Genomic DNA, 18,499 nt, shown 5'->3' with positions numbered 1-18,499 from the left:
AAACTTCGCGATGACACATGGCCCGTGCGCGCGCTCTCGACAACCTTCAAGGCGCCGTGGTCAGGTCGCTCGTCCGCTTCGACGGGCGCTTCGACAGGAGAACACGCGTGCCGGCTTCCTTCGACGACATCCAGATCGGTCAGGTGGTGAACCTGGGCGCGACGGTGGTGGACGAGAAGGCGCTGGACGTCTTCATCGCCGCCTTCCAGCCAGGCTGGGATCCGTCGCTGGGCGCGCCCGACGCCATGGTCTTCGCGATCTGGACCCGCCTCGACAGCGAAGCCTCGGCCGACTGGCCGCAGACCAAGCGCGTGGGCGTCGACGCCCTGCGCTGGCTGCGCAACCCGCCGGCCGGCGAACTGCTGCGCGGCCGCATGACGGTGATGGGCAAGGATCCCGTAGGCGAGGGCAAGGGCATCGTCATCGCCCAGCAGGACCTGCTCGACGAAGCCGGGCGCCTGGTCTTCTCGTGCCTGACGCGGAGCATCTTCGCCCGCTGAGGCGGCGCTTACCCACCCGTAGGAGCGTACCCATGATCAACAAGACGCTGATCGCCGGCGGGCTGGCCCTCGCCATGGCCTGCGCCGCCCCCCGCCATGGCCCAGGACGACGAGATCGATCCCAAGACCGTGGACCTGGCCAAGCTGATCGCCTGCGAGACCTATGACGTGCCGAGCTACAACACCGTCGCCTTCTGGCTGGCGGGGACGGAGGGCGCGGACGCGCGCAAGCATTTCGGCCTGACCGAGGTGAAGTCGCCCAACTTCATGCTCAAGCAGTACCGCCTGGCCAGGCCGATCGAGGTGTTCGGCCGCACGACCAGCCTGATCGCCTTCAACAGCTCGGGGCCCATGGCGGTGCTTGACGAAGCCGATCCGCATCCGCTGGCCAAGCAGTTGAAGATCGAGCCGGCGATCGACGTGCCGGCCAAGTTCATGGGCGAGCGGGTGATCGCCGAGAAGACCGAGAGCGCCGACGGCCTGACCACGCAGACGCGCATCACGCTGAACGTCTCGACCGTGACCACGCACCCGGGCAAGACGCTGGCCGGCTGCAGCTACAAGATCGAGGTGCTGTAGGGGCCTTACGCCGCCGTCGGGGTCGCGGTCTCGCGGGCCAGCAGCACGTGCACGGCGTCGGCCGAGCGGGCCTGGCGCAGCTGCTCGCGCAGTTCGGGCTGGCGCAGCATGCGCGAGACGCGGGCCAGGGCCCGCAGGTGCTGGGTGTTGGCCTCGGGCGGGGCGAACAGGGCCAGGAACAGGTCGACCGGCTTGTCGTCCAGCGCGTCGAAGGCGACCGGGGTTTCCAGGCGCACGAACACCGCACGCACGCGGTCCAGGCCCGGCGCCCGGGCGTGCGGCAGGGCGACGCCCTGGCCCACGCCGGTCGAACCGGCCGCCTCGCGGTCGATCAGGCCGTCGAGGGCGATGTCGGAATCGATGCCGAGCACGCGGCCGGCGAAGTCGGCGATGACGCCGAGAACCTGGCGCTTGTCCTTGGCGCTGACGCGCAGGGTCACCGCCCCGTGGTCCAGAAGATCGCCGATAGTCATGGACTTCAACTAGCTCGCTCTATACCGGCCGCCGAAAGCTCGGCCGCCGCGGTCCCGAAACGCGCCGGGACCGCTTAGGCTCCAGCTAGCTCAAGGTCGAGCCGTTTCCGTTCAGCGGCTTGGTGCGCTCGGGGTCGATCCAGCCGATATTTCCGTCCGGCCGGCGGTAGACCACCGACAATCCGCCGTGGGCGGCGTTCCTAAACACGATTGCCTGGGACTCGGTCAAGTCCAGTTCCATGACAGCCATGGAAACGGTCATCGTCTTGAGCGAGGCCTGGGTCTCGGCGATCACCATGGCCGACGGGGCGCCGGCGGGGTGGTCCTCCTCGATCGACCAGTCCTCGTCCTCGTGCTCGTCCTCGGGGGCCCGCAGCACGTAGAAGGCCGCGTTCTCGGCCTGCTTGGCGGTGGCCGCCTCGGTGTGGCTCTTGAGACGGCGCTTGTAGCGCCTTATGCGCGTCTCGATCTTGGCCAGGGCCTGGTCGAACGCCATGTGGGCGTCGCCGCCAGAGCCGTGGCTCATGAGCTGCTGGCCCGAAGCCAGCTTTACCGAACAATCGACCCGGAAGGCGTAGCCCTCCTTGCTGATCACGACGTCGGCGTCACCGCCTCGGTCGAAATACTTGCCGATGCTCAGGGCGATTTCGTCGGCGACTCGCGCTCGCAGAGCCTCACCAACGTCGACATGCTTGCCGGAGATTTGGACTTGCATGCCCTATCAACGCGCCGGTCCGGGGGCGGTGTCAAGCGGGAGCAAAAGGGCCTCAGAAGAGTCCCGAAAAGACCCCGATCAGCCTCTTGACGGCGGCGGTCACGACACCGGCGCTGAGGAACAGCAGCGCGGCGCTGGCGGTCGCCATCAGGTAGCCGAGCAGGGCCAGCAGGCCGTCGCGCTGCAGCAGGGCCAGGGCCAGGACGGCCACCGTCGCGCCAGGGGCAAGGTTTCCAAGGGGAATCGGCAGCACCAGCACCAGGGCCAGCAAGGTGCAGACCACGCCGATGAAGCGTTCGCCGCCGGCCGCGAACATGAAGCCGAGCCTGGGCCGCGTCACCACTTCCAGGCGGCGCAGAACCGGCGTGATGCGCCGGAAAAGGCCCCTTAGGTCGTCGCGCTTAAGGGGTTTTTCCAGCACCCCGCGCGGCAGCCAGGGGGCGTTGGCGCCCCAGGCGATCTGCGGGGCCAGAAGCAGGATCGGCAGCGACAGCAGGGTCGAGGAGCCGGGCGGCAGCGGCAGGCAGTTGAGCAGGCCGAACACCAGCAGCGTGGCCCCGAAGGCGCGGCTGTCGAAGGCTTCCAGCATCTGGCTGACGGTCAGCACCGGGCGCGGGTCGTCCCCGAACCCCTCGATCACGTCTGACAGCTTCTCGTCGCTCATTCCCGGCCCTGGTTCGCAAGGCAGGTATAACGCAGGACGAGCGTAAATCGCTTGCGCGAAAACGTCGCTATTCGACGCGGCGCGGGAAGGACTACGCGCTTTCCTTGATCAGGCGGCGGCGCTCGACCGACGAGGGAATGCGCATCGCCTCGCGATACTTGGCCACCGTGCGGCGGGCGATGTCGACGCCCGCGGCCTTCAGGATCTCGACGATGCGATCGTCGGAGTGGACGTCGCTCTCGGTCTTCTCGGCCTCGACCAAGCCCTTGATCTTGTGACGGACGCTGGCGGCCGAGTGGGCCTCGCCGCCTTCAGACGACTGGATGGCCGAGGTGAAGAAGAACTTCAGCTCGAACACCCCGCGTGGCGTGGCCACGTACTTGTTGGAGGTGACCCGGCTGACCGTGCTCTCGTGCATGCCGATGGCGTCGGCGACGGTCTTCAGGTTCAACGGCCGCAGGTGTTCGACGCCATAGGCCAGGAAGCCGTCCTGCTGGCGCACGATCTCGCTGGCCACCTTCAGGATGGTCTTGGCCCGCTGGTCAAGGCTTTTGACCAGCCAGTTGGCGGTGGCGAAGCTGTCGGAAACGAAGGTCTTTTCCTGGTCGCTGCGCGCGCCCTTGGAGACGCGGGCGTGGTAGCGCTGGTCGACCAGCACGCGCGGCAGGGTGTCGGTGTTCAGCTCCACGTGCCACATGCCGCCCAGGCCTTCGCGCACGTGCACGTCGGGCACCAGGGTCTGGGGCGGGTCACTGTGGAAGGCCGCGCCCGGACGGGGGGTGAGGCCGCGGACCTCGGCGATCATCTCGCGCAGGTCCTCGTCGTCGACGCCGCAGATCTTGCGCAGGGTGGTCAGGTCGCGGCGCGCCAGCAGGTCGAGATTGTCGAGCAGGGCGGCGATGGCCGGGTCGTAGCGGTTGACGTCGCGCAGCTGCAGTTCCAGGCACTCGCGCACGTCGCGGGCGGCCACGCCGCAGGGCTCGAAGCCCTGGACGACCTTCAGCACACGCTCGACGCGGTCCAGTTCGCAGCCCAGGCGCTCGGCGATCTCCCAGAGATCGGCGCGCAGGTAGCCGGCCGCGTCGACGGCGTCGATCAGGATGGCGGCGATGGCCTCGTCGGCGGGCGACAGGCCGGCCAGCAGCAGTTGACCGTTCAGGTGCTCGGACAGCGTCTCGGGACGGTTCAGGGCGCCTTCGAAATTGTCGTCGCCCTCGAAGCTGCCGCCGCCGCCGGCGCGCGACCAGTCGATCTGGCCGCCGGCGTGCTCGGCGCCATGGTCCTCGCCGTCGCCGGTGGCGCGCTCGCCGGGCGAGACGTCGTCGCCGGGCGTGTCCATCTCGCGATTGGCCGAGGCGTCCGAGACGCTTTCCATGCCCAGGTTCTCGACGGCGCGCTCGGGCTCGCCCTCGCGTTCGACCTCACGGTCGCTGTCGTCGCGCTGCAGCAGCGGATTACGTTCGAGCTCGGCCTCGACGAAGGCTTCCAGCTCGATGTTCGACAGCTGCAGAAGCTTGATCGCCTGCTGCAGTTGCGGAGTGATGACAAGGCCCTGGCCCTGCCGGATATCGAGTCTGGGGCTGAGCGCCAACGCGCCCTCCTGGCAAATCGAACGAAAGTTACGATCGCCATTGAAAGGCCGGTCTGGTTAACGGGGCGCGAACGCCTGCAAATATCGGGCCGGTGCGACCATCCGTCCGCGAAAAAAGAAAAAGGCCTTGCGGGACAAGGCCTTTTTCGTGGTCGACGCGGCAGGGCGCCGCGCCGCAATCGTGTCCGAACCGTTTAAGCGCGGTCGGAGAAGCTGTCGCCCAGGTAAACCCGGCGCACTTCGGGGTTGTCGACGATCTCCTTGGGGGATCCTTCGAACAGCACCTCGCCGGCGGCGATGATCGAGGCCCGATCGACCATGTCCAGCGTCTCGCGGACGTTGTGGTCGGTGATCAGGATGCCGATGCCGCGGTTCTTGAGATAGTTCACGACCTCGCGGATGTCGGAGATGGCCAGCGGGTCGATGCCGGCGAACGGTTCGTCGAGCAGCATGAACGACGGCTCGCTGGCCAGGGCGCGGGCGATTTCCACGCGACGGCGCTCGCCGCCCGACAGGGCCACGGCCGGCGACTTGCGGATGTGGGTGATCCGCAGCTCCTCGAGGATGTTGGTCACCGTCTCGCGCGCCACGCGCTGGTTCTTCTGGCGCATCTCGACCACGGCCATGACGTTCTGCTCGACCGTCATGCCCCGGAAGATCGAGGCTTCCTGCGGCAGGTAGCCGACGCCCAGGCGAGCGCGCTGGAACATCGGCTGGGCCGTGATGTCCTCGCCGTCGAGATAGATCGAGCCGTAGTCGGCGGCGATCAGGCCCGTGACCATGTAGAAGGTCGTGGTCTTGCCGGCGCCGTTGGGGCCCAGGAGGCCGACCACCTCGCCGCGCTTGAGGCGCAGCGAGACGTTCTTGACGACAGGCCGGTCGCCGAAGGTCTTGCCGACGCCGTCGACATAGAGACCGTCCTCGGTCGAGCCGCCGCCCAGGGAGTTGAACTGCATCACGGCTCTCAGGGCTTGGGCTTGCTGGCGTCGTCCGAGGTGCTGGGATAGACCACGGCGCGCACGCGGTTCTTCTTGCCCGCGCCCTTGGTGGTCGATTCCATCCGCACGTCGTTGGTCTTAGTGTTGACCACCATGCGGTCGCCTCGGGCCACGTCCTGGCCCTGGATGGCGATGACGTTGCCGGTCACGACGATGGTGTTGGAGGCGTAGTCGTAGGTCGCCCGGTCGCCGCGCACGGTCTGCTTGGGCGTGACGTAGAACACCTCGCCCTCGGCCTCGACCCGGTCGACGTTGCCGCAGCCGCTGCCGTCGCCGCTCTTGGCCTTCTTCTGATTGTAGAGGGTCATCTTGGCGGCGCGCAGGCGCGAGGTCTCCTGCAGCACCTCGACGGCGCCGCGGAAGATCGTCTTGCACTGGCTGGAGATGGTCTCCTGCTCGTCGGCCGAGATGTCGACCGGCGCGCTGGAACTGTTCTGCGCCAGGGCCGGAGCGGCCGAAAGCCCGCCAAGCAGGCTCGCGGCGATAGCGACCGCCATTGCTCGTTTCATCGACCTCGCCCTCATCTGTCGCATCGTCCTCTAGTTCCCGTCGCCGTCGACGCGGTCCAGGCGCGTTTTCACGCCGCCCCGGAAAACGATGCGGTCGCCCTTGTCATATACGGAATAAGCGTTGGATTTCACCTGTCCTGTGGGGCCTTCGCCCTGCAGCAGGGTTTCGCCGGTGATCACACCGGTCTTGGTGTCGACGAAAGCCTCGTCCGACGCGAAGCGATAGCCGCCCCCGTCGTCCATGCGCACGTCGCCGCGCAGCACCAGCTTGAGGGTGTCCTCGCGATAGACGCCGTTCTTGGAGGTGACCCGCGTCGGCTTGGGCTCGTCGGTGCCCAGGGTCAGGGTCGGATCGTCCAGCAGCACGCGCTTGAGGTCGGCGTCGTCGCGGACCGCCGAGCGGGCGGTGATCAGGAAGGCCCGGCCTTCGCTGGACTGGCCGTAGAAGCGCGGGTTGAGCATGCGGATCTGGGCCTGGGGCCTTTCCGGCGCGCGCTCGGCGGCGGTCACCGTGCGCCAGACCACTTGGCCAACGGACGCGCCGACCAGGGCGAGGATGGCCACCGGCAGCAGCAGGCGCGCGCCGCGGACCAGGCGCGAACGACGGCGCCAGCGCCGCAGATCGCGCTTGAAGCCGCCCCTCATCGCCACGTCCGCCACGGCTCGTCTCTCCCTTAAGCGTGCGCGAAGATGTCGACGTCTTCCCAGCCGGCCAGGTCGAGGGCGGCGCGGTGGGGCAGATAGTCGAAGGCGGCCTGGGCCAGGGCCATGCGGCCCTCGCGCACCAGCATGGCGTTCAAACGCTCGCGCAGGCCATGCAGATGCAGAACGTCCGAGGCGGCGTAGGCCACCTGCTCGGGGCTCAGCGAATCAGCGCCCCAGTCGGAGCTCTGCTGGGCCTTGGACAGCTCCACGCCCATCAGCTCGCGCGTCACGTCCTTGAGGCCGTGGCGGTCGGTATAGGTGCGGGCGAGCTTGGAAGCGATCTTCGTGCAGTACACGGGGGCCGTCATGACGCCCAGATGCAGCAGGAACATGGCGATGTCGAAGCGGCCGAAGTGGAAAAGCTTCAGCACGGCCGGATCGGCCAGTAGCTTCTTCAGGTTCGGCGCGTGATAGGTCGAGCGGTCCAGGCGCACCACGTGGGCGTCGCCGTCGCCGGACGACAGCTGCACCACGCACAGCGGATCGCGCCCGAGGCGCAGGCCCATGGTTTCCGAATCGATGGCGATCGCGGTCGCCCCGGCGAACACGCCGTCGGGCAGGTCGCCTTCATGAACAAAGCTGGCCAAGTGTCTTTCGTCTCCACGCGTCGGCGTCGTCGCGACCGGCGCCGCTCCGACGTCTTATAGTGGAGCGTCGGCGATGCACGCCAGATGAACGGAGTATCAATTGTAAGGAAAGCTTGGCGCCACCGCCTCGTCGCATGCTTGCGAGAGGGGTGGTGCCCAGGAGAGGACTCGAACCTCCACGACCTTTCGGTCACTGGCACCTGAAGCCAGCGCGTCTACCAATTCCGCCACCTGGGCCCGCGGCGCAACCCGTTGGGCCGCTGCGAGGGCCGGACGTTTATGCAATGGTTCCGGCGGCGTCAATCGCATTTCTCACTTTTCTTGCGAACATCCCCAGGCTCGTCTAATCCCCCCTTCATCGCAGCGACGAGGAATGAAGATGCAGGGTCTGGTCACGGTGTTCGGCGGCTCGGGCTTCGTAGGAAGCCAGGTGGTGCGCGCCCTCGCCAAGTCGGGCTATCGCGTGCGCGTGGCCGTGCGTCAGCCCAATCTGGCCTATCGCATGCGCATGCTGGGCGATGTCGGCCAGATCGAGGTGATCCAGGCCAATGTGCGCAACGAGGCCTCGGTGGCCCGCGCGCTGGACGGCGCCGAGGCGGCCGTCAACCTGGTGGGCGTGCTGTGGGAAAGCGGCCGCCAGCAGTTCCAGAGCCTGCACGCCATGGGCGCCAAGACCGTGGCCGAACAGGCCGCCGCCGCGGGCGTCAAGCGCCTGGTGCAGGTCTCGGCCATCGGCGCCAACGCCGATTCGGACGCCAAGTACGCCCGCACCAAGGCCGAAGGCGAAGCCGCCGTCCGCGCCGCCTTCCCGACCGCCACCATCGTGCGCCCGTCGGTGGTGTTCGGCCAGGACGACAAGTTCTTCAACAAGTTCGGCCAGCTGGCCGCGACCGCCCCGGCCCTGCCGCTGGTCGGCGGCGGCGCCACCAAGTTCCAGCCGGTGTTCGTCGGCGACGTGGCCGCCGCCATCGCCAAGATCATCGCCACCCCGGGCGCGCAGGGCCAGACCTACGAACTGGGCGGCCCGGCCGTCTATTCGTTCAAGGAACTGCTCGAGCTCGTTCTGACCGAGACCGGCCGCGCCCGCGTGCTGGCGCCCCTGCCCTGGCCGATCGCCGGCCTGGTGGGCAAGCTGGGCGACATCCAGGCCTCGCTCCTGCCGCTGGCTCCGCCGCTGACCACCGACCAGGTCGCCCTGCTGAAGGCCGGCGACAACGTCGTCGCGCCGGGCGCCAAGGGCCTGGCCGACCTCGGGATCGTCCCGACCGCCGTCGAGGCCGTCGTGCCGTCCTACCTCTACCGCTACCGCAAGGGCGGCCAGTACGCCCCCACCCCGGCCGGCGCGTTCTGATCCAAACCTTCCCTCTCCCCTTGCGGGAGAGGGCGGCCTCCCGGAGGGAGGTCGGGCGAGGGGTCGCACCAACGAAAAACGCCGCGACAGCTGATCGGCTGTCGCGGCGTTTTGCTTTTGAGAAATCCCTGATCCGTCGGCTTACGCCGACACCTTCTCCCGCAAGGGGAGAAGGGCCGCGGCCGTCTCAGCGCGGGATGTAGAGCAGCGCCAGGCCGACGACGCCGACGGCGATCCGCCAGTAGGCGAAGGGCGCGAAACCGTGGCGGGTGATGAAGTTCAGCACCGTCTTGACCACGAACACGCCCGAAATCAGCGCGGCGACGAAGCCCAGGCCGATCATGCCCATGTCCTTGGTGCTGAGCTGGTCGATGTTCTTGTAGAGGTCGTAGGCGAAGGCGCCGGCCATGGTCGGCATGGCCAGGAAGAAGCTGAACTCGGCGGCCGAGCGCTTGTCGCACTTCAGCAGCAGGGCGCCGGCGATGGTCGCCCCCGAGCGCGAGACGCCGGGCACCAGGGCCAGGCACTGGAACAGGCCGATGATGAAGGCCGTCTTCAGCGGATAGTCGGCCACGTCGGTGTGCCTGGGCTCGAACTTCATGCGGTCCAGGCCCAGCAGGATGAAGCCGCCGACGATCAGGGTGGTGCAGACCAGGGCCGGGCTCTCGTAGAGCACGGTCTTGATGAAGTCGTGGGCCAGCACGCCGACGAACACCGCCGGCAGGAAGGCCAGCAGGATGCCGATCACGAACCGGCGCGAGCCCGGATTGGTCGGCAGGGTGGTCAGCAGCCCCCACAACCGCCCGAAATAGACGCTGGTGATCGCCAGGATCGCGCCCAGCTGGATCAGCACCTGGAAGGTGTTGCCCGGGCTGTGGAAGCCCAGGAAGTGGCCGACCAGCAGCAGGTGGCCGGTCGACGAGACGGGAATGAACTCGGTCAGGCCCTCGATCAGGCCCAGCACGATCGCGATCAGCCAATCTGGCATGTCATTCCCTTGTGAAACAGGCCCTTACGAGCGGAAACGGGCGTGCGCCCGACACGGTAAAGAAAGGGTTTATCCAAAAAGTGGACCAATTTAGGGCATAGCTGCGAGTCGCTCGCAATGACCATGGCGGCGTCACGGATATATTCGTACACTAATTTTACCACCGCATTCTTATTGCCCTGAAGAGTCCGTATGAGGCCCTCGCAAGCAAATTTTTCCCCGGCAACGGGGGCGAGGGAAGGCGCATGGCCGAGCGCATGTTGAAATTCACGACCGTCGCGCGTCGCACGCCTGAAAAGCGGGCGGCCGAAGAGCGTAACGGCGACTTTCACGAGATCTACGCCGACTTCATCGACGCCAAAGCCAACGAGCAGGCCTCGCGCTGCTCGCAGTGCGGCGTGCCCTACTGCCAAACCCACTGCCCGCTGCACAACAACATCCCCGACTGGCTGCGGATGACCGCCGAAGGCCGGCTGGAGGAAGCCTACGCCCTGTCGCAGGCCACCAACTCGATGCCGGAAGTCTGCGGCCGCATCTGCCCGCAGGACCGCCTCTGCGAAGGCAACTGCGTCATAGAGCAGTCGGGTCACGGCACCGTGACGATCGGCTCGGTCGAACGCTACCTGACCGACAAGGCCTGGGAGATGGGCTGGGTGAAGCCGCTCGTGGCCGCCGCCGACCGCGGCCAGTCGATCGGCGTCGTCGGCGCCGGCCCGGCCGGCCTGGCCGCCGCCGAGAAGCTGCGCGAGCAGGGCTACGCCGTCACCGTCTACGACCGCCACGACCGCGCCGGCGGCCTGCTGATCTACGGCATCCCCGGCTTCAAGCTGGAGAAGGACGTCGTCGAGCGCCGCACCCAGCGCCTGGCCGACGGCGGCGTCACCTTCAAGCTCGGCTTCGAGGTCGGCAAGGACGCCACCCTCGAAGACCTGCGCGCCCAGCACGACGCCGTGCTGATCGCCGTCGGCGTCTACGCCGCCCGCGACCTGACCGTGCCCGGCGGCGGCGACAAGGGCGTGGTGCCCGCGCTCGACTACCTGATCGCCTCCAACAAGAAGACCCTGGGCGACGACGTCCCGGCCTATGACAGCGGCGAACTGAACGCCCAGGGCAAGGACGTGGTCGTGGTCGGCGGCGGCGACACCGCCATGGACTGCGTGCGCACGGCCATCCGCCAGGGCGCGACCTCGGTCACCTGCCTCTATCGCCGCGACAAGGCCAACATGCCCGGCTCGCTGCGCGAAGTGGCCAACGCCGAGGAAGAAGGCGTCACCTTCGAATGGCTGGCCGCCCCGCGCGCCCTGTCGGGCGACGCCAACGCCGTCACCGGCGTGAAGGCCATCCGCATGCGCCTGGGCGCCCCGGACGCCTCGGGGCGCCGCAGCCCCGAGGAGATCCCCGGCGGCGACTTCGACCGTCCGGCCCAGCTGGTGGTCAAGGCGCTGGGCTTCGAGCCCGAGAACCTGCCGCAGGCCTGGTCGGCTCCCGAGCTGAAGACCACCCGCTGGGGCACGGTCAAGGCCGACGTCCGCAACCAGATGACCAACCTCGACGGCGTGTTCGCCGCCGGCGACATCGTCCGCGGCGCCTCGCTGGTGGTGTGGGCGATCAAGGACGGCCGCGACGCCGCCGACGCCATCCACCGCTACCTGAAGGCCAAGGCCGGCGCTCCCGCGCTGATCGCGGCGGAATAAGGAAAGAGAGATCAGACCATGAGCCAGATCGACCTCTATCTGAAGAACCGCCAGGCCCTCATCGACGGCCACGCCTACGACCCGACCACCGAGCGCGACGCCTGCGGCGTCGGCCTGGTCTGCGCCATCGACGGCCAGCCGCGCCGCGAGGTCGTCGAACTGGCGATCAAGGCCCTCAAGGCCCTGTGGCACCGCGGCGCCGTGGACGCCGACGGCAAGACCGGCGATGGCGCCGGCGTGCTCGTCAGCGTCCCGCAGGACTTCTTCATCGATCAGGTGCGCCGCACCGGCCACGCCCTGCGCCAAGGTCCGATCGCCGTCGGCCAGATCTTCCTGCCGCGCACCGACCTGGGCGCCCAAGAGACCTGCCGCACGATCGTCGAGGCCGAGGCCCTGCGCTTCGGCTTCTACATCTACGGCTGGCGCCAGGTGCCCGTCGACACCTCGGTGATCGGCGAGAAGGCCAACGCCACGCGCCCGGAAATCGAGCAGATCATGCTGGCCGGTCCGGCCGGCCTGGAGGGCGAGGCGCTGGAACGCGCCCTGTTCCTGTGCCGCAAGCGCATTGAAAAGCGCGTGCACGCCCAGAACATCAGCGACTTCTACATCTGCTCGTTCTCGGCCCGCTCGCTGATCTACAAGGGCATGTTCCTGGCCGAGTCGATCGACGAGTTCTATCCGGACCTGAAGGACGAGCGCTTCGCCGCCGCCGTGGCGATCTTCCACCAGCGCTACTCGACCAACACCTTCCCGCAGTGGCGCCTGGCCCAGCCCTTCCGGATGCTCGCCCACAACGGCGAGATCAACACGATCAAGGGCAACATCAACTGGATGAAGTCCCACGAGATCAAGATGGCGGCCGACGCCTTCGGTGAGTTCGGGGACGACGTGAAGCCGGTGATCCAGCCGGGCGGTTCGGACAGCGCCAGCCTGGACAACACCTTCGAGGTGCTGGTCCGCGCCGGCCGCGACGCGCCGATGGCCAAGGCCCTGCTGGTGCCCGAGGCGTCCAACCCCAACATGAGCGACGAGCACAAGGCGCTCTATTCCTACTGCAACGCCGTGATGGAGCCGTGGGACGGTCCGGCCGCCCTGTGCGCCACCGACGGCCGCTGGGTCGTGGCCGGCAAGGACCGCTCGGGCCTGCGCCCGCTGCGCGTGGCCTATACCGACGACGGCCTGGTGATCATGGGCTCGGAAGCGGGCATGTGCGGCGTCGAGGAAAGCCGCATCACCCGCAAGCTGGCCATCGCGCCGGGCCGGATGATCGCCATCGACCTGGGCGAGGGCAAGCTCTACGGCGAGGACGAGATCGTCGACGAACTGGCCGGCCGCCACCCCTATACCGAGTGGCTGGGCAACATGGTCGATCTCGAAAAGGAGATCGCGCCCGGTCCCGAGCCGCGCAGCTACGGCCGCGAGGAGCTGACCCGCCGCCAGGCCGCCGCCGGCTATTCGCTGGAAGACCTGGAGATGATCCTCGCCCCGATGGTCGAGGACGGCAAGGAAGCCGTCGGCTCGATGGGCGACGACACGCCGCTGGCGGTGCTGTCGGAGAAGTATCGTCCGCTGTCGCACTACTTCCGCCAGAACTTCAGCCAGGTGACCAACCCGCCGATCGACCCCCTGCGGGAGACCGGCGTCATGAGCCTGAAGACCCGCTTCAAGAACCTGGGCAACATCCTGGCCCAGGACGCGGCGCAGGCCGACGTCTACGTGCTGGAAAGCCCCGTGCTGACCACCGGCATGTACATCCGCATCCGCGAACTGCTGGGCGAGAAGAACGTCGCGGTCATCGACTGCACCATGCCGCTGCCCGCCGCCGAGGCCCGCGCCGGCGACGCCCTGCGCGCCAACCTCGACCGCATCCGCGCCGAGGCCGAGGACGCGGTGCTGCGCGGCTGCGGCGCCATCGTCCTGACCGACGAGGCCAGCGACGAAGGCCGCGTCGGCCTGCCGATGATCCTGGCCACCGGCGGCGTGCACGCCCACCTCGTGGCCAAGGGCCTGCGCTCCTACGTCTCGCTGGTCGTCCGCTCGGCCGAGTGCCTCGACACGCACTATTTCGCGGTGCTGGTCGGCGTCGGCGCCACGGCGGTCAACGCCTATCTGGCGCAGGAAAGCTTCCAGGACCGCCTCGAGCGCGGCCTGGCCGGCGACAAGACGCTGCGCGACGTGTGCCTGAACTTCAAGGGCGCCATCGAGGGCGGCCTGCTGAAGATCATCTCCAAGATGGGCATCAGCGTCATCTCCTCGTACCGCGGCGGCTACAACTTCGAAGCCGTCGGCCTGTCGCGCGCGCTGGCCGCCGAGTTCTTCCCCGGCATGCCCTCGCGCATCTCGGGCATCGGCCTGGCCGGCATCGAGACCAAGACCGTCGAGCTGCACCGCAAGGCCTGGGAACTGTCGGCGGTGACCCTGCCGGTCGGCGGCCTCTACAAGTCGCGCCGCTCGGGCGAGGCCCACGCCTTCGAAGCCCGGCTCATGCACACCCTGCAGAGCGCCTGCGACACCGGCGACTACGAGCTCTATCGCCGCTGGTCCTCGGGCCTGCGCACGCAGAAGCCGATCCAGCTGCGCGACCTGCTCGACTGGCGCTCGGACCGCAACCCGATCTCGACCGACGACGTCGAGAGCGTCAACGAGATCCGCAAGCGCTTCGTCACGCCGGGCATGAGCCTGGGCGCGCTGAGCCCCGAGGCGCACGGCGCGCTGAACATCGCCATGAACCGCATCGGCGCCCGCTCGGTCTCGGGCGAAGGCGGCGAGGACAGCGCGCGCTACAAGCCGCTGCCGAACGGCGACAACCCCAACAGCGCCATCAAGCAGGTGGCTTCGGGCCGCTTCGGCGTCACCGCCGAATACCTGAACCAGTGCGTCGAGCTGGAGATCAAGGTCGCCCAGGGCGCCAAGCCCGGTGAAGGCGGCCAACTTCCTGGCTTTAAAGTCACGGAGATGATTGCACGTCTGCGTCACTCGACGCCGGGCGTGATGCTGATCAGCCCGCCGCCGCACCACGACATCTACTCGATCGAGGACCTGGCGCAGCTCATCTACGACCTGAAGCAGATCAACCCGGTCGCCCGGGTCACGGTGAAGCTGGTCGCGGCCACCGGCATCGGCGCCATCGCCGCCGGCGTGGCCAAGGCCAAAGCGGACGTGATCCTGGTCGCCGGCGGCGTCGGCGGCACGGGCGCCTCGCCCCAGACCTCGGTGAAGTACGCCGGCGGTCCGTGGGAGATGGGCCTGTCGGAAGCCAACCAGGTGCTGACGCTGAACAACCTGCGCCACTCCGTGGTCCTGCGGGCCGACGGCGGCATGCGCACGGGCCGCGACGTGGTCATCGCCGCGATGATGGGCGCCGAGGAGTTCGGCATCGGCACCGCCTCGCTGGTGGCGATGGGCTGCATCATGGTGCGCCAGTGCCACTCCAACACCTGCCCGGTGGGCGTCTGCACCCAGGACGAGGCGCTGCGCGCCAAGTTCACCGGCACGCCGGACAAGGTCGTCAACCTCTTCACCTTCGTGGCCGAGGAAGTGCGCGAGATCCTGGCGGGCCTGGGCTTCAAGTCCTTGCAGGAAATCGTCGGCCGCACCGACCTGCTGGCGCAGGTCTCGCGCGGCGGCGAGCACCTCGACGACCTCGACCTGAACCCGCTGCTGGTTCGCGCCGATCCGGGCGCCAACAAGCCGTACAACACGGTCGTCGGCCGTAACGCCGTGCCCGACACCCTGGACGCCCAGATCGTCCGCGACGCCGCTCCGCTGCTGGAGCGCGGCGAGAAGATGCAGCTGACCTACACGGTCCGCAGCACGGCGCGCACCATCGGCACCCGCACCTCGAGCCACATCGTCCGCAAGTTCGGCATGAAGGGCCTGCCCGCCGGCCACCTGACCGTCCAGCTCAAGGGCTCGGCCGGTCAGAGCCTGGGCGCCTTCGCGGTGCAGGGCCTGCGCATCGAGCTGACCGGCGAGGCCAACGACTATGTCGGCAAGGGCCTGTCGGGCGCGACGATCACCATCAAGCCGCCGCGTGGCCTGGCGGCGCCCGAGACCAACACCCTGATCGGCAACACCGTGCTGTTCGGGGCCACCTCGGGCCGCCTGTTCGCGGCCGGCCAGGCCGGCGAGCGCTTCGCCGTCCGCAACTCGGGCGCCACCACGGTGGTCGAGGGCTGCGGGACCAACGGCTGCGAATACATGACCGGCGGCCAGGTGGTGATCCTCGGGCCCACGGGCGGCAACTTCGGCGCGGGCATGACCGGGGGCATGGCCTTCGTGCTCGACCAGCACGATCGCTTCTCGGCCAACTACAATCCCGAGAGCATCGTCGTGCAGCGCCTGGCCTCGCCCTACTGGGAAGGCGTGCTGCGCTCGCTGATCGCCGAGCACGCCCGCGAGACGGACTCGGCCTTCGCCGAGAGCCTGCTGCGCGACTGGGACCGCGCCCGCGATCTCTTCTGGCAGGTCTGCCCGAAGGAAATGATCAGCCGCCTGCCCCAGCCGCTGGCGGCCGAGGAAGCGGTTCACGAGCGGGCCTAAGGGCTCGCCCGCAACGAGATCCGTCGCCTTCTTCCGGGGCGACGGCCGCGCGGCGCGCCTCCCAGCCCGCCGCACGACGAGGGGAGCGCTCCGGCCCGAGCGCTCCCCTTTGTTGTTTTGATCCTCCCTCCCCCTTGATGGGGAAAGGCCGGGGATGGGGGTGACAACAGCGCCGGCCGACGAACACTGACGCCCGTCATCTTCGTCAGCAACCACCCCCACCCCTGCCCCTCCCCCATCAAGGGGGAGGGAAAGCATCACCCACATACCGCGCCCTCGGCCGGATCAGCCGGCCCGTCCTGGCCTGCTCCAGGGCGTGCGCCAGCCAGCCGGCGGTGCGGCCGGCCGCGAACAGGGCGAAGGGGGCGTCGTCAGGCAGCTTCAGGGTCCGCGCCAGGGCGACCAGGGCGAAGTCGATATTGGCCGCCTGGCCCGTGGCGGCGACCACCGCCGCGTGCAAGGCGGCCATGTCCGGCGCGGGATCGAAAGCCGCCAGCAGCGCCGCCGCGCGCGGATCGCCGTCGGGATAGAGCGGATGGCCAAAGCCCGGCAGCGGCGCGCCCTGGTCCAGACGCACGGCGACCGCTCGCTCGGCGCCCTCCCGTTTGGCCTCGCGGGCCAGGGCCTCGACCCGGGCGGCCATGCCGCCGTGCAGTGGTCCCGACAACGCCGAAAGGCCGGCCAGGGCAGACGCCGACAGCGACGCGCCGGTCGACGCCGCGACCCTTGCTGCGAAGGTCGAGGCGTTGAGCTCGTGGTCGGCCAGCAGGACGAGCGCCCGGCGCACCAGGTCGCCGCCGGCCGCGTCCAGGCCCCAGGCCGCGGCCAGCCGCTGGTGGATCAGCCCCTCACCCGCCCGCCCCGCCACGGCGTCGGCGACCAGGTCCAGCAGGCCCGCCGCCTCCTGGGCCAGCATCAGCGGCGCGCGCCCCCGGGCGGGGCGATCCTCGCCGGCGCGGGCGGCGAGATCGGCGAACAGCCGGGCGCGGATCGTCGGCGCCGGGCTCGGCGCGTGGGCGGCCACCGCCGCCTCGGCCGCATCGTCGCGCAGCAGCCGGCCGACGGCCTCGAAGCTTTCGGTCCTGGCCAGCTCCACGGCGTCGTGGCCGCGATACCACAGCCGCCCCGCCCGCACGGTGGTGATGGCCGAAGCCAGCACCGGCTCGCCCCAGGCGATGGCGGCGGCGGCCACGTCGGCGGCCTTGCGGCCCCGCGCCTTGCGCCCCGCCAGCGCCGCCACGTCGGAGGCGCGATAGAGACTGCGGCGCGGATCCTCGGGGTGAGCGTGAGCCTCGATCCGGCCCCGGCTGACATAGGCGTACAGCGTCTGGGGCCGCACGCCGAGCCGCGCCATCGCCTGGTCCGCATCGAGCCAATCATCCGCCATGGATATTGATTATATTGATCAAGATTGACGATCAACGGGCCGGGACCAAGATCGAGGGCGAAAGGAGACCGCAGTCATGGTCCAAGTTTCCGCCGGCCTCGAAGGCGTGATCGCCGCCGCCACCGTGCTTTCCGACGTCGACGGCCAGGCCGGCCGCCTGACCATCCGCGGCTGGGCGGTGGAAGACCTGGCCGGCCGCGCCCGCTTCGAGGACGCCGTCCACCTGCTGCTGGACGGCTTCTTCGACGACCTGCCGACCGATCTCACGCCCGCCCTGGGCGAGGCCCGCGCCCGGGCCTTCGCCGAGGTCGCGGCCCTCGACGACGCCCTGGCCGCCCGCGATCCCTATGACGCCATGCGCGCCCTCTTGGCCCGCCTGCCCGACGGCGACAGCCTGCAAGACGCCCTGGCGCTGATCGCCGCGCCGGCCGTGTTCACCGCCGCGGCCCTGCGCCGTCGCCAGGACCTGGAGGCGGTCACGCCCGATCCGGCCCTGCCCCACGCCGCCGACGTGCTGCGGATGATCCGGGGCGCCCCGGCGACCGACGGCGAGGCCCGGGCGCTGGACGCCTATCTGGTCACGGTCTGCGACCACGGCCTCAACGCCTCGACCTTCGCCGCCCGGGTGGCGGCCTCGACGCGGGCGGGGCTGGGCTCGGCGGTGCTGGCGGGGCTGTCGACGCTGAAGGGCCCGCTGCACGGCGGCGCGCCGGGACCGGTGATCGACATGCTGGACGCCATCGGCTCGGCCGACAACGCCGTCCCCTCGCTGGAGGCCGCGCTCGACGCCGGCGAGCGGCTGATGGGTTTCGGCCATCGCATCTATCGTGTCCGCGACCCCCGCGCCGACGCCCTGAAGGCGGCCCTGTCGCGGCTGTCGAAGAGCGCCGGCGCCCTGCCCGGCCGCCTGGCCCTGGCCGAAGCGGTGGAGCGCGCGGCCCTCGACATCCTGCGCCGTCGCAAGCCCGACCGGCCGCTGGAAACCAATGTCGAGTTCTACACCGCGCTCCTGCTCGAAGCCCTGGGCCTGCCGCCGCAGGCCTTCACCTGCGTGTTCGCCGCCGGCCGCACGGCCGGCTGGATCGCCCACGCCCGCGAGCAGCAGGCCAGCGGCAAGCTCATTCGTCCGCAGTCGGTCTATGTCGGGCCCCGCCCCAGGGCGGCGGCCTGACGGCCGCTGCTTCCCCGTTGCGCAAGATTGTTGCGAAAGACACAC

Annotated in this window: 16 protein-coding genes and 1 tRNA gene; 6 read left to right on the top strand and 11 right to left on the bottom strand. The window is 69.2% G+C overall.

Features of this window, described 5'->3' with window-relative positions; genetic code table 11:
• The first annotated feature begins 107 nt into the window (after nucleotides 1–107).
• A complete protein-coding gene (locus DDF62_RS11470; RefSeq protein WP_116489280.1) occupies nucleotides 108–500 on the top strand; it encodes a hotdog family protein in 393 nt (130 codons plus the stop codon).
• A 96-nt stretch (nucleotides 501–596) separates the two neighbouring features.
• Nucleotides 597–1,079 carry a hypothetical protein gene (locus DDF62_RS11465; protein ID WP_116489236.1) on the top strand — a complete coding sequence of 161 codons (483 nt, stop codon included), beginning with the start codon at nucleotides 597–599 and terminating at the stop codon, nucleotides 1,077–1,079.
• A 5-nt stretch (nucleotides 1,080–1,084) separates the two neighbouring features.
• Here DDF62_RS11465 and ptsN read toward each other — a convergent pair whose 3' ends face one another.
• The 9 genes from ptsN to DDF62_RS11420 form a co-directional block, all read right to left on the bottom strand.
• The gene (gene ptsN / locus DDF62_RS11460; RefSeq protein WP_116489235.1) at nucleotides 1,085–1,552 is read right to left on the bottom strand and encodes a PTS IIA-like nitrogen regulatory protein PtsN; all 468 of its coding nucleotides are present in this window, start codon (nucleotides 1,550–1,552) and stop codon (nucleotides 1,085–1,087) included.
• Between the two features lie 85 nt (nucleotides 1,553–1,637).
• Nucleotides 1,638–2,267: a ribosome hibernation-promoting factor, HPF/YfiA family gene (gene hpf / locus DDF62_RS11455; RefSeq protein WP_101720593.1), complete on the bottom strand. Its 630-nt coding sequence runs from the start codon at nucleotides 2,265–2,267 to the stop codon at nucleotides 1,638–1,640.
• A gap of 52 nt (nucleotides 2,268–2,319) precedes the next feature.
• A complete protein-coding gene (locus tag DDF62_RS11450; RefSeq protein WP_116489234.1) occupies nucleotides 2,320–2,931 on the bottom strand; it encodes an exopolysaccharide biosynthesis protein in 612 nt (203 codons plus the stop codon).
• A 91-nt stretch (nucleotides 2,932–3,022) separates the two neighbouring features.
• Nucleotides 3,023–4,522, bottom strand: coding sequence for an RNA polymerase factor sigma-54 (gene rpoN / locus DDF62_RS11445; protein ID WP_116489233.1), 1,500 nt, complete (start codon nucleotides 4,520–4,522; stop codon nucleotides 3,023–3,025).
• A gap of 194 nt (nucleotides 4,523–4,716) precedes the next feature.
• Nucleotides 4,717–5,478 carry an LPS export ABC transporter ATP-binding protein gene (lptB, locus tag DDF62_RS11440; RefSeq protein ID WP_116489232.1) on the bottom strand — a complete coding sequence of 254 codons (762 nt, stop codon included), beginning with the start codon at nucleotides 5,476–5,478 and terminating at the stop codon, nucleotides 4,717–4,719.
• A gap of 8 nt (nucleotides 5,479–5,486) precedes the next feature.
• A complete protein-coding gene (locus tag DDF62_RS11435) occupies nucleotides 5,487–6,017 on the bottom strand; it encodes an LptA/OstA family protein (protein ID WP_244286795.1) in 531 nt (176 codons plus the stop codon).
• A 42-nt stretch (nucleotides 6,018–6,059) separates the two neighbouring features.
• The gene (lptC, locus tag DDF62_RS11430) at nucleotides 6,060–6,689 is read right to left on the bottom strand and encodes an LPS export ABC transporter periplasmic protein LptC (RefSeq protein ID WP_341871571.1); all 630 of its coding nucleotides are present in this window, start codon (nucleotides 6,687–6,689) and stop codon (nucleotides 6,060–6,062) included.
• Between the two features lie 14 nt (nucleotides 6,690–6,703).
• Nucleotides 6,704–7,321, bottom strand: coding sequence for a ribonuclease D (locus DDF62_RS11425; protein WP_101720588.1), 618 nt, complete (start codon nucleotides 7,319–7,321; stop codon nucleotides 6,704–6,706).
• 150 nt (nucleotides 7,322–7,471) lie between these two features.
• Nucleotides 7,472–7,558, bottom strand: a tRNA-Leu gene (locus DDF62_RS11420).
• A 142-nt stretch (nucleotides 7,559–7,700) separates the two neighbouring features.
• On the opposite strand from DDF62_RS11420, the gene DDF62_RS11415 reads away from it, so the two are divergent.
• On the top strand, nucleotides 7,701–8,672 hold the full coding sequence (locus tag DDF62_RS11415; RefSeq protein WP_116489279.1) for a complex I NDUFA9 subunit family protein: 972 nt from the start codon (nucleotides 7,701–7,703) through the stop codon (nucleotides 8,670–8,672).
• 187 nt (nucleotides 8,673–8,859) lie between these two features.
• Here DDF62_RS11415 and DDF62_RS11410 read toward each other — a convergent pair whose 3' ends face one another.
• Nucleotides 8,860–9,660, bottom strand: a complete 801-nt coding sequence (locus DDF62_RS11410) for an undecaprenyl-diphosphate phosphatase (protein ID WP_116489229.1) — start codon at nucleotides 9,658–9,660, stop codon at nucleotides 8,860–8,862.
• A gap of 245 nt (nucleotides 9,661–9,905) precedes the next feature.
• Between DDF62_RS11410 and DDF62_RS11405 the strand changes: the two genes are divergently transcribed.
• Together DDF62_RS11405 and gltB are read left to right on the top strand one after the other, a co-directional pair.
• The gene (locus DDF62_RS11405; RefSeq protein WP_116489228.1) at nucleotides 9,906–11,354 is read left to right on the top strand and encodes an NAD(P)-dependent oxidoreductase; all 1,449 of its coding nucleotides are present in this window, start codon (nucleotides 9,906–9,908) and stop codon (nucleotides 11,352–11,354) included.
• Between the two features lie 18 nt (nucleotides 11,355–11,372).
• Nucleotides 11,373–15,896 carry a glutamate synthase large subunit gene (gene gltB / locus DDF62_RS11400; RefSeq protein WP_116489227.1) on the top strand — a complete coding sequence of 1,508 codons (4,524 nt, stop codon included), beginning with the start codon at nucleotides 11,373–11,375 and terminating at the stop codon, nucleotides 15,894–15,896.
• 238 nt (nucleotides 15,897–16,134) lie between these two features.
• On the opposite strand, the gene DDF62_RS11395 is transcribed toward gltB, so the two are convergent.
• Nucleotides 16,135–17,283, bottom strand: a complete 1,149-nt coding sequence (locus DDF62_RS11395; protein ID WP_116489226.1) for a citrate synthase family protein — start codon at nucleotides 17,281–17,283, stop codon at nucleotides 16,135–16,137.
• Between the two features lie 76 nt (nucleotides 17,284–17,359).
• On the opposite strand from DDF62_RS11395, the gene DDF62_RS11390 reads away from it, so the two are divergent.
• Nucleotides 17,360–18,454: a citrate synthase/methylcitrate synthase gene (locus DDF62_RS11390; RefSeq protein ID WP_116489225.1), complete on the top strand. Its 1,095-nt coding sequence runs from the start codon at nucleotides 17,360–17,362 to the stop codon at nucleotides 18,452–18,454.
• The last annotated feature ends 45 nt before the right edge of the window (nucleotides 18,455–18,499 follow it).

Source organism: Caulobacter radicis (assembly GCF_003094615.1).
Lineage (GTDB): Bacteria > Pseudomonadota > Alphaproteobacteria > Caulobacterales > Caulobacteraceae > Caulobacter > Caulobacter radicis.
The sequence above is the reverse complement of the archived record's forward strand: the minus strand, read 5'-3'. Positions and strand labels throughout refer to the sequence as shown.

Excerpts from the sequence above, each read along its gene's own strand:
- DDF62_RS11465 (WP_116489236.1), top strand. The coding sequence starts at position 597 with ATGGCCCAGGACGACGAGATCGATCCCAAGACCGTGGACCTGGCCAAG.
- ptsN (WP_116489235.1), bottom strand. The coding sequence starts at position 1,552 with ATGACTATCGGCGATCTTCTGGACCACGGGGCGGTGACCCTGCGCGTC.
- hpf (WP_101720593.1), bottom strand. The coding sequence starts at position 2,267 with ATGCAAGTCCAAATCTCCGGCAAGCATGTCGACGTTGGTGAGGCTCTG.
- DDF62_RS11450 (WP_116489234.1), bottom strand. The coding sequence starts at position 2,931 with ATGAGCGACGAGAAGCTGTCAGACGTGATCGAGGGGTTCGGGGACGAC.
- lptB (WP_116489232.1), bottom strand. The coding sequence starts at position 5,478 with ATGCAGTTCAACTCCCTGGGCGGCGGCTCGACCGAGGACGGTCTCTAT.
- DDF62_RS11435 (WP_244286795.1), bottom strand. The coding sequence starts at position 6,017 with ATGGCGGTCGCTATCGCCGCGAGCCTGCTTGGCGGGCTTTCGGCCGCT.
- DDF62_RS11415 (WP_116489279.1), top strand. The coding sequence starts at position 7,701 with ATGCAGGGTCTGGTCACGGTGTTCGGCGGCTCGGGCTTCGTAGGAAGC.
- DDF62_RS11410 (WP_116489229.1), bottom strand. The coding sequence starts at position 9,660 with ATGCCAGATTGGCTGATCGCGATCGTGCTGGGCCTGATCGAGGGCCTG.
- DDF62_RS11405 (WP_116489228.1), top strand. The coding sequence starts at position 9,906 with ATGGCCGAGCGCATGTTGAAATTCACGACCGTCGCGCGTCGCACGCCT.
- gltB (WP_116489227.1), top strand. The coding sequence starts at position 11,373 with ATGAGCCAGATCGACCTCTATCTGAAGAACCGCCAGGCCCTCATCGAC.
- DDF62_RS11395 (WP_116489226.1), bottom strand. The coding sequence starts at position 17,283 with ATGGCGGATGATTGGCTCGATGCGGACCAGGCGATGGCGCGGCTCGGC.
- DDF62_RS11390 (WP_116489225.1), top strand. The coding sequence starts at position 17,360 with ATGGTCCAAGTTTCCGCCGGCCTCGAAGGCGTGATCGCCGCCGCCACC.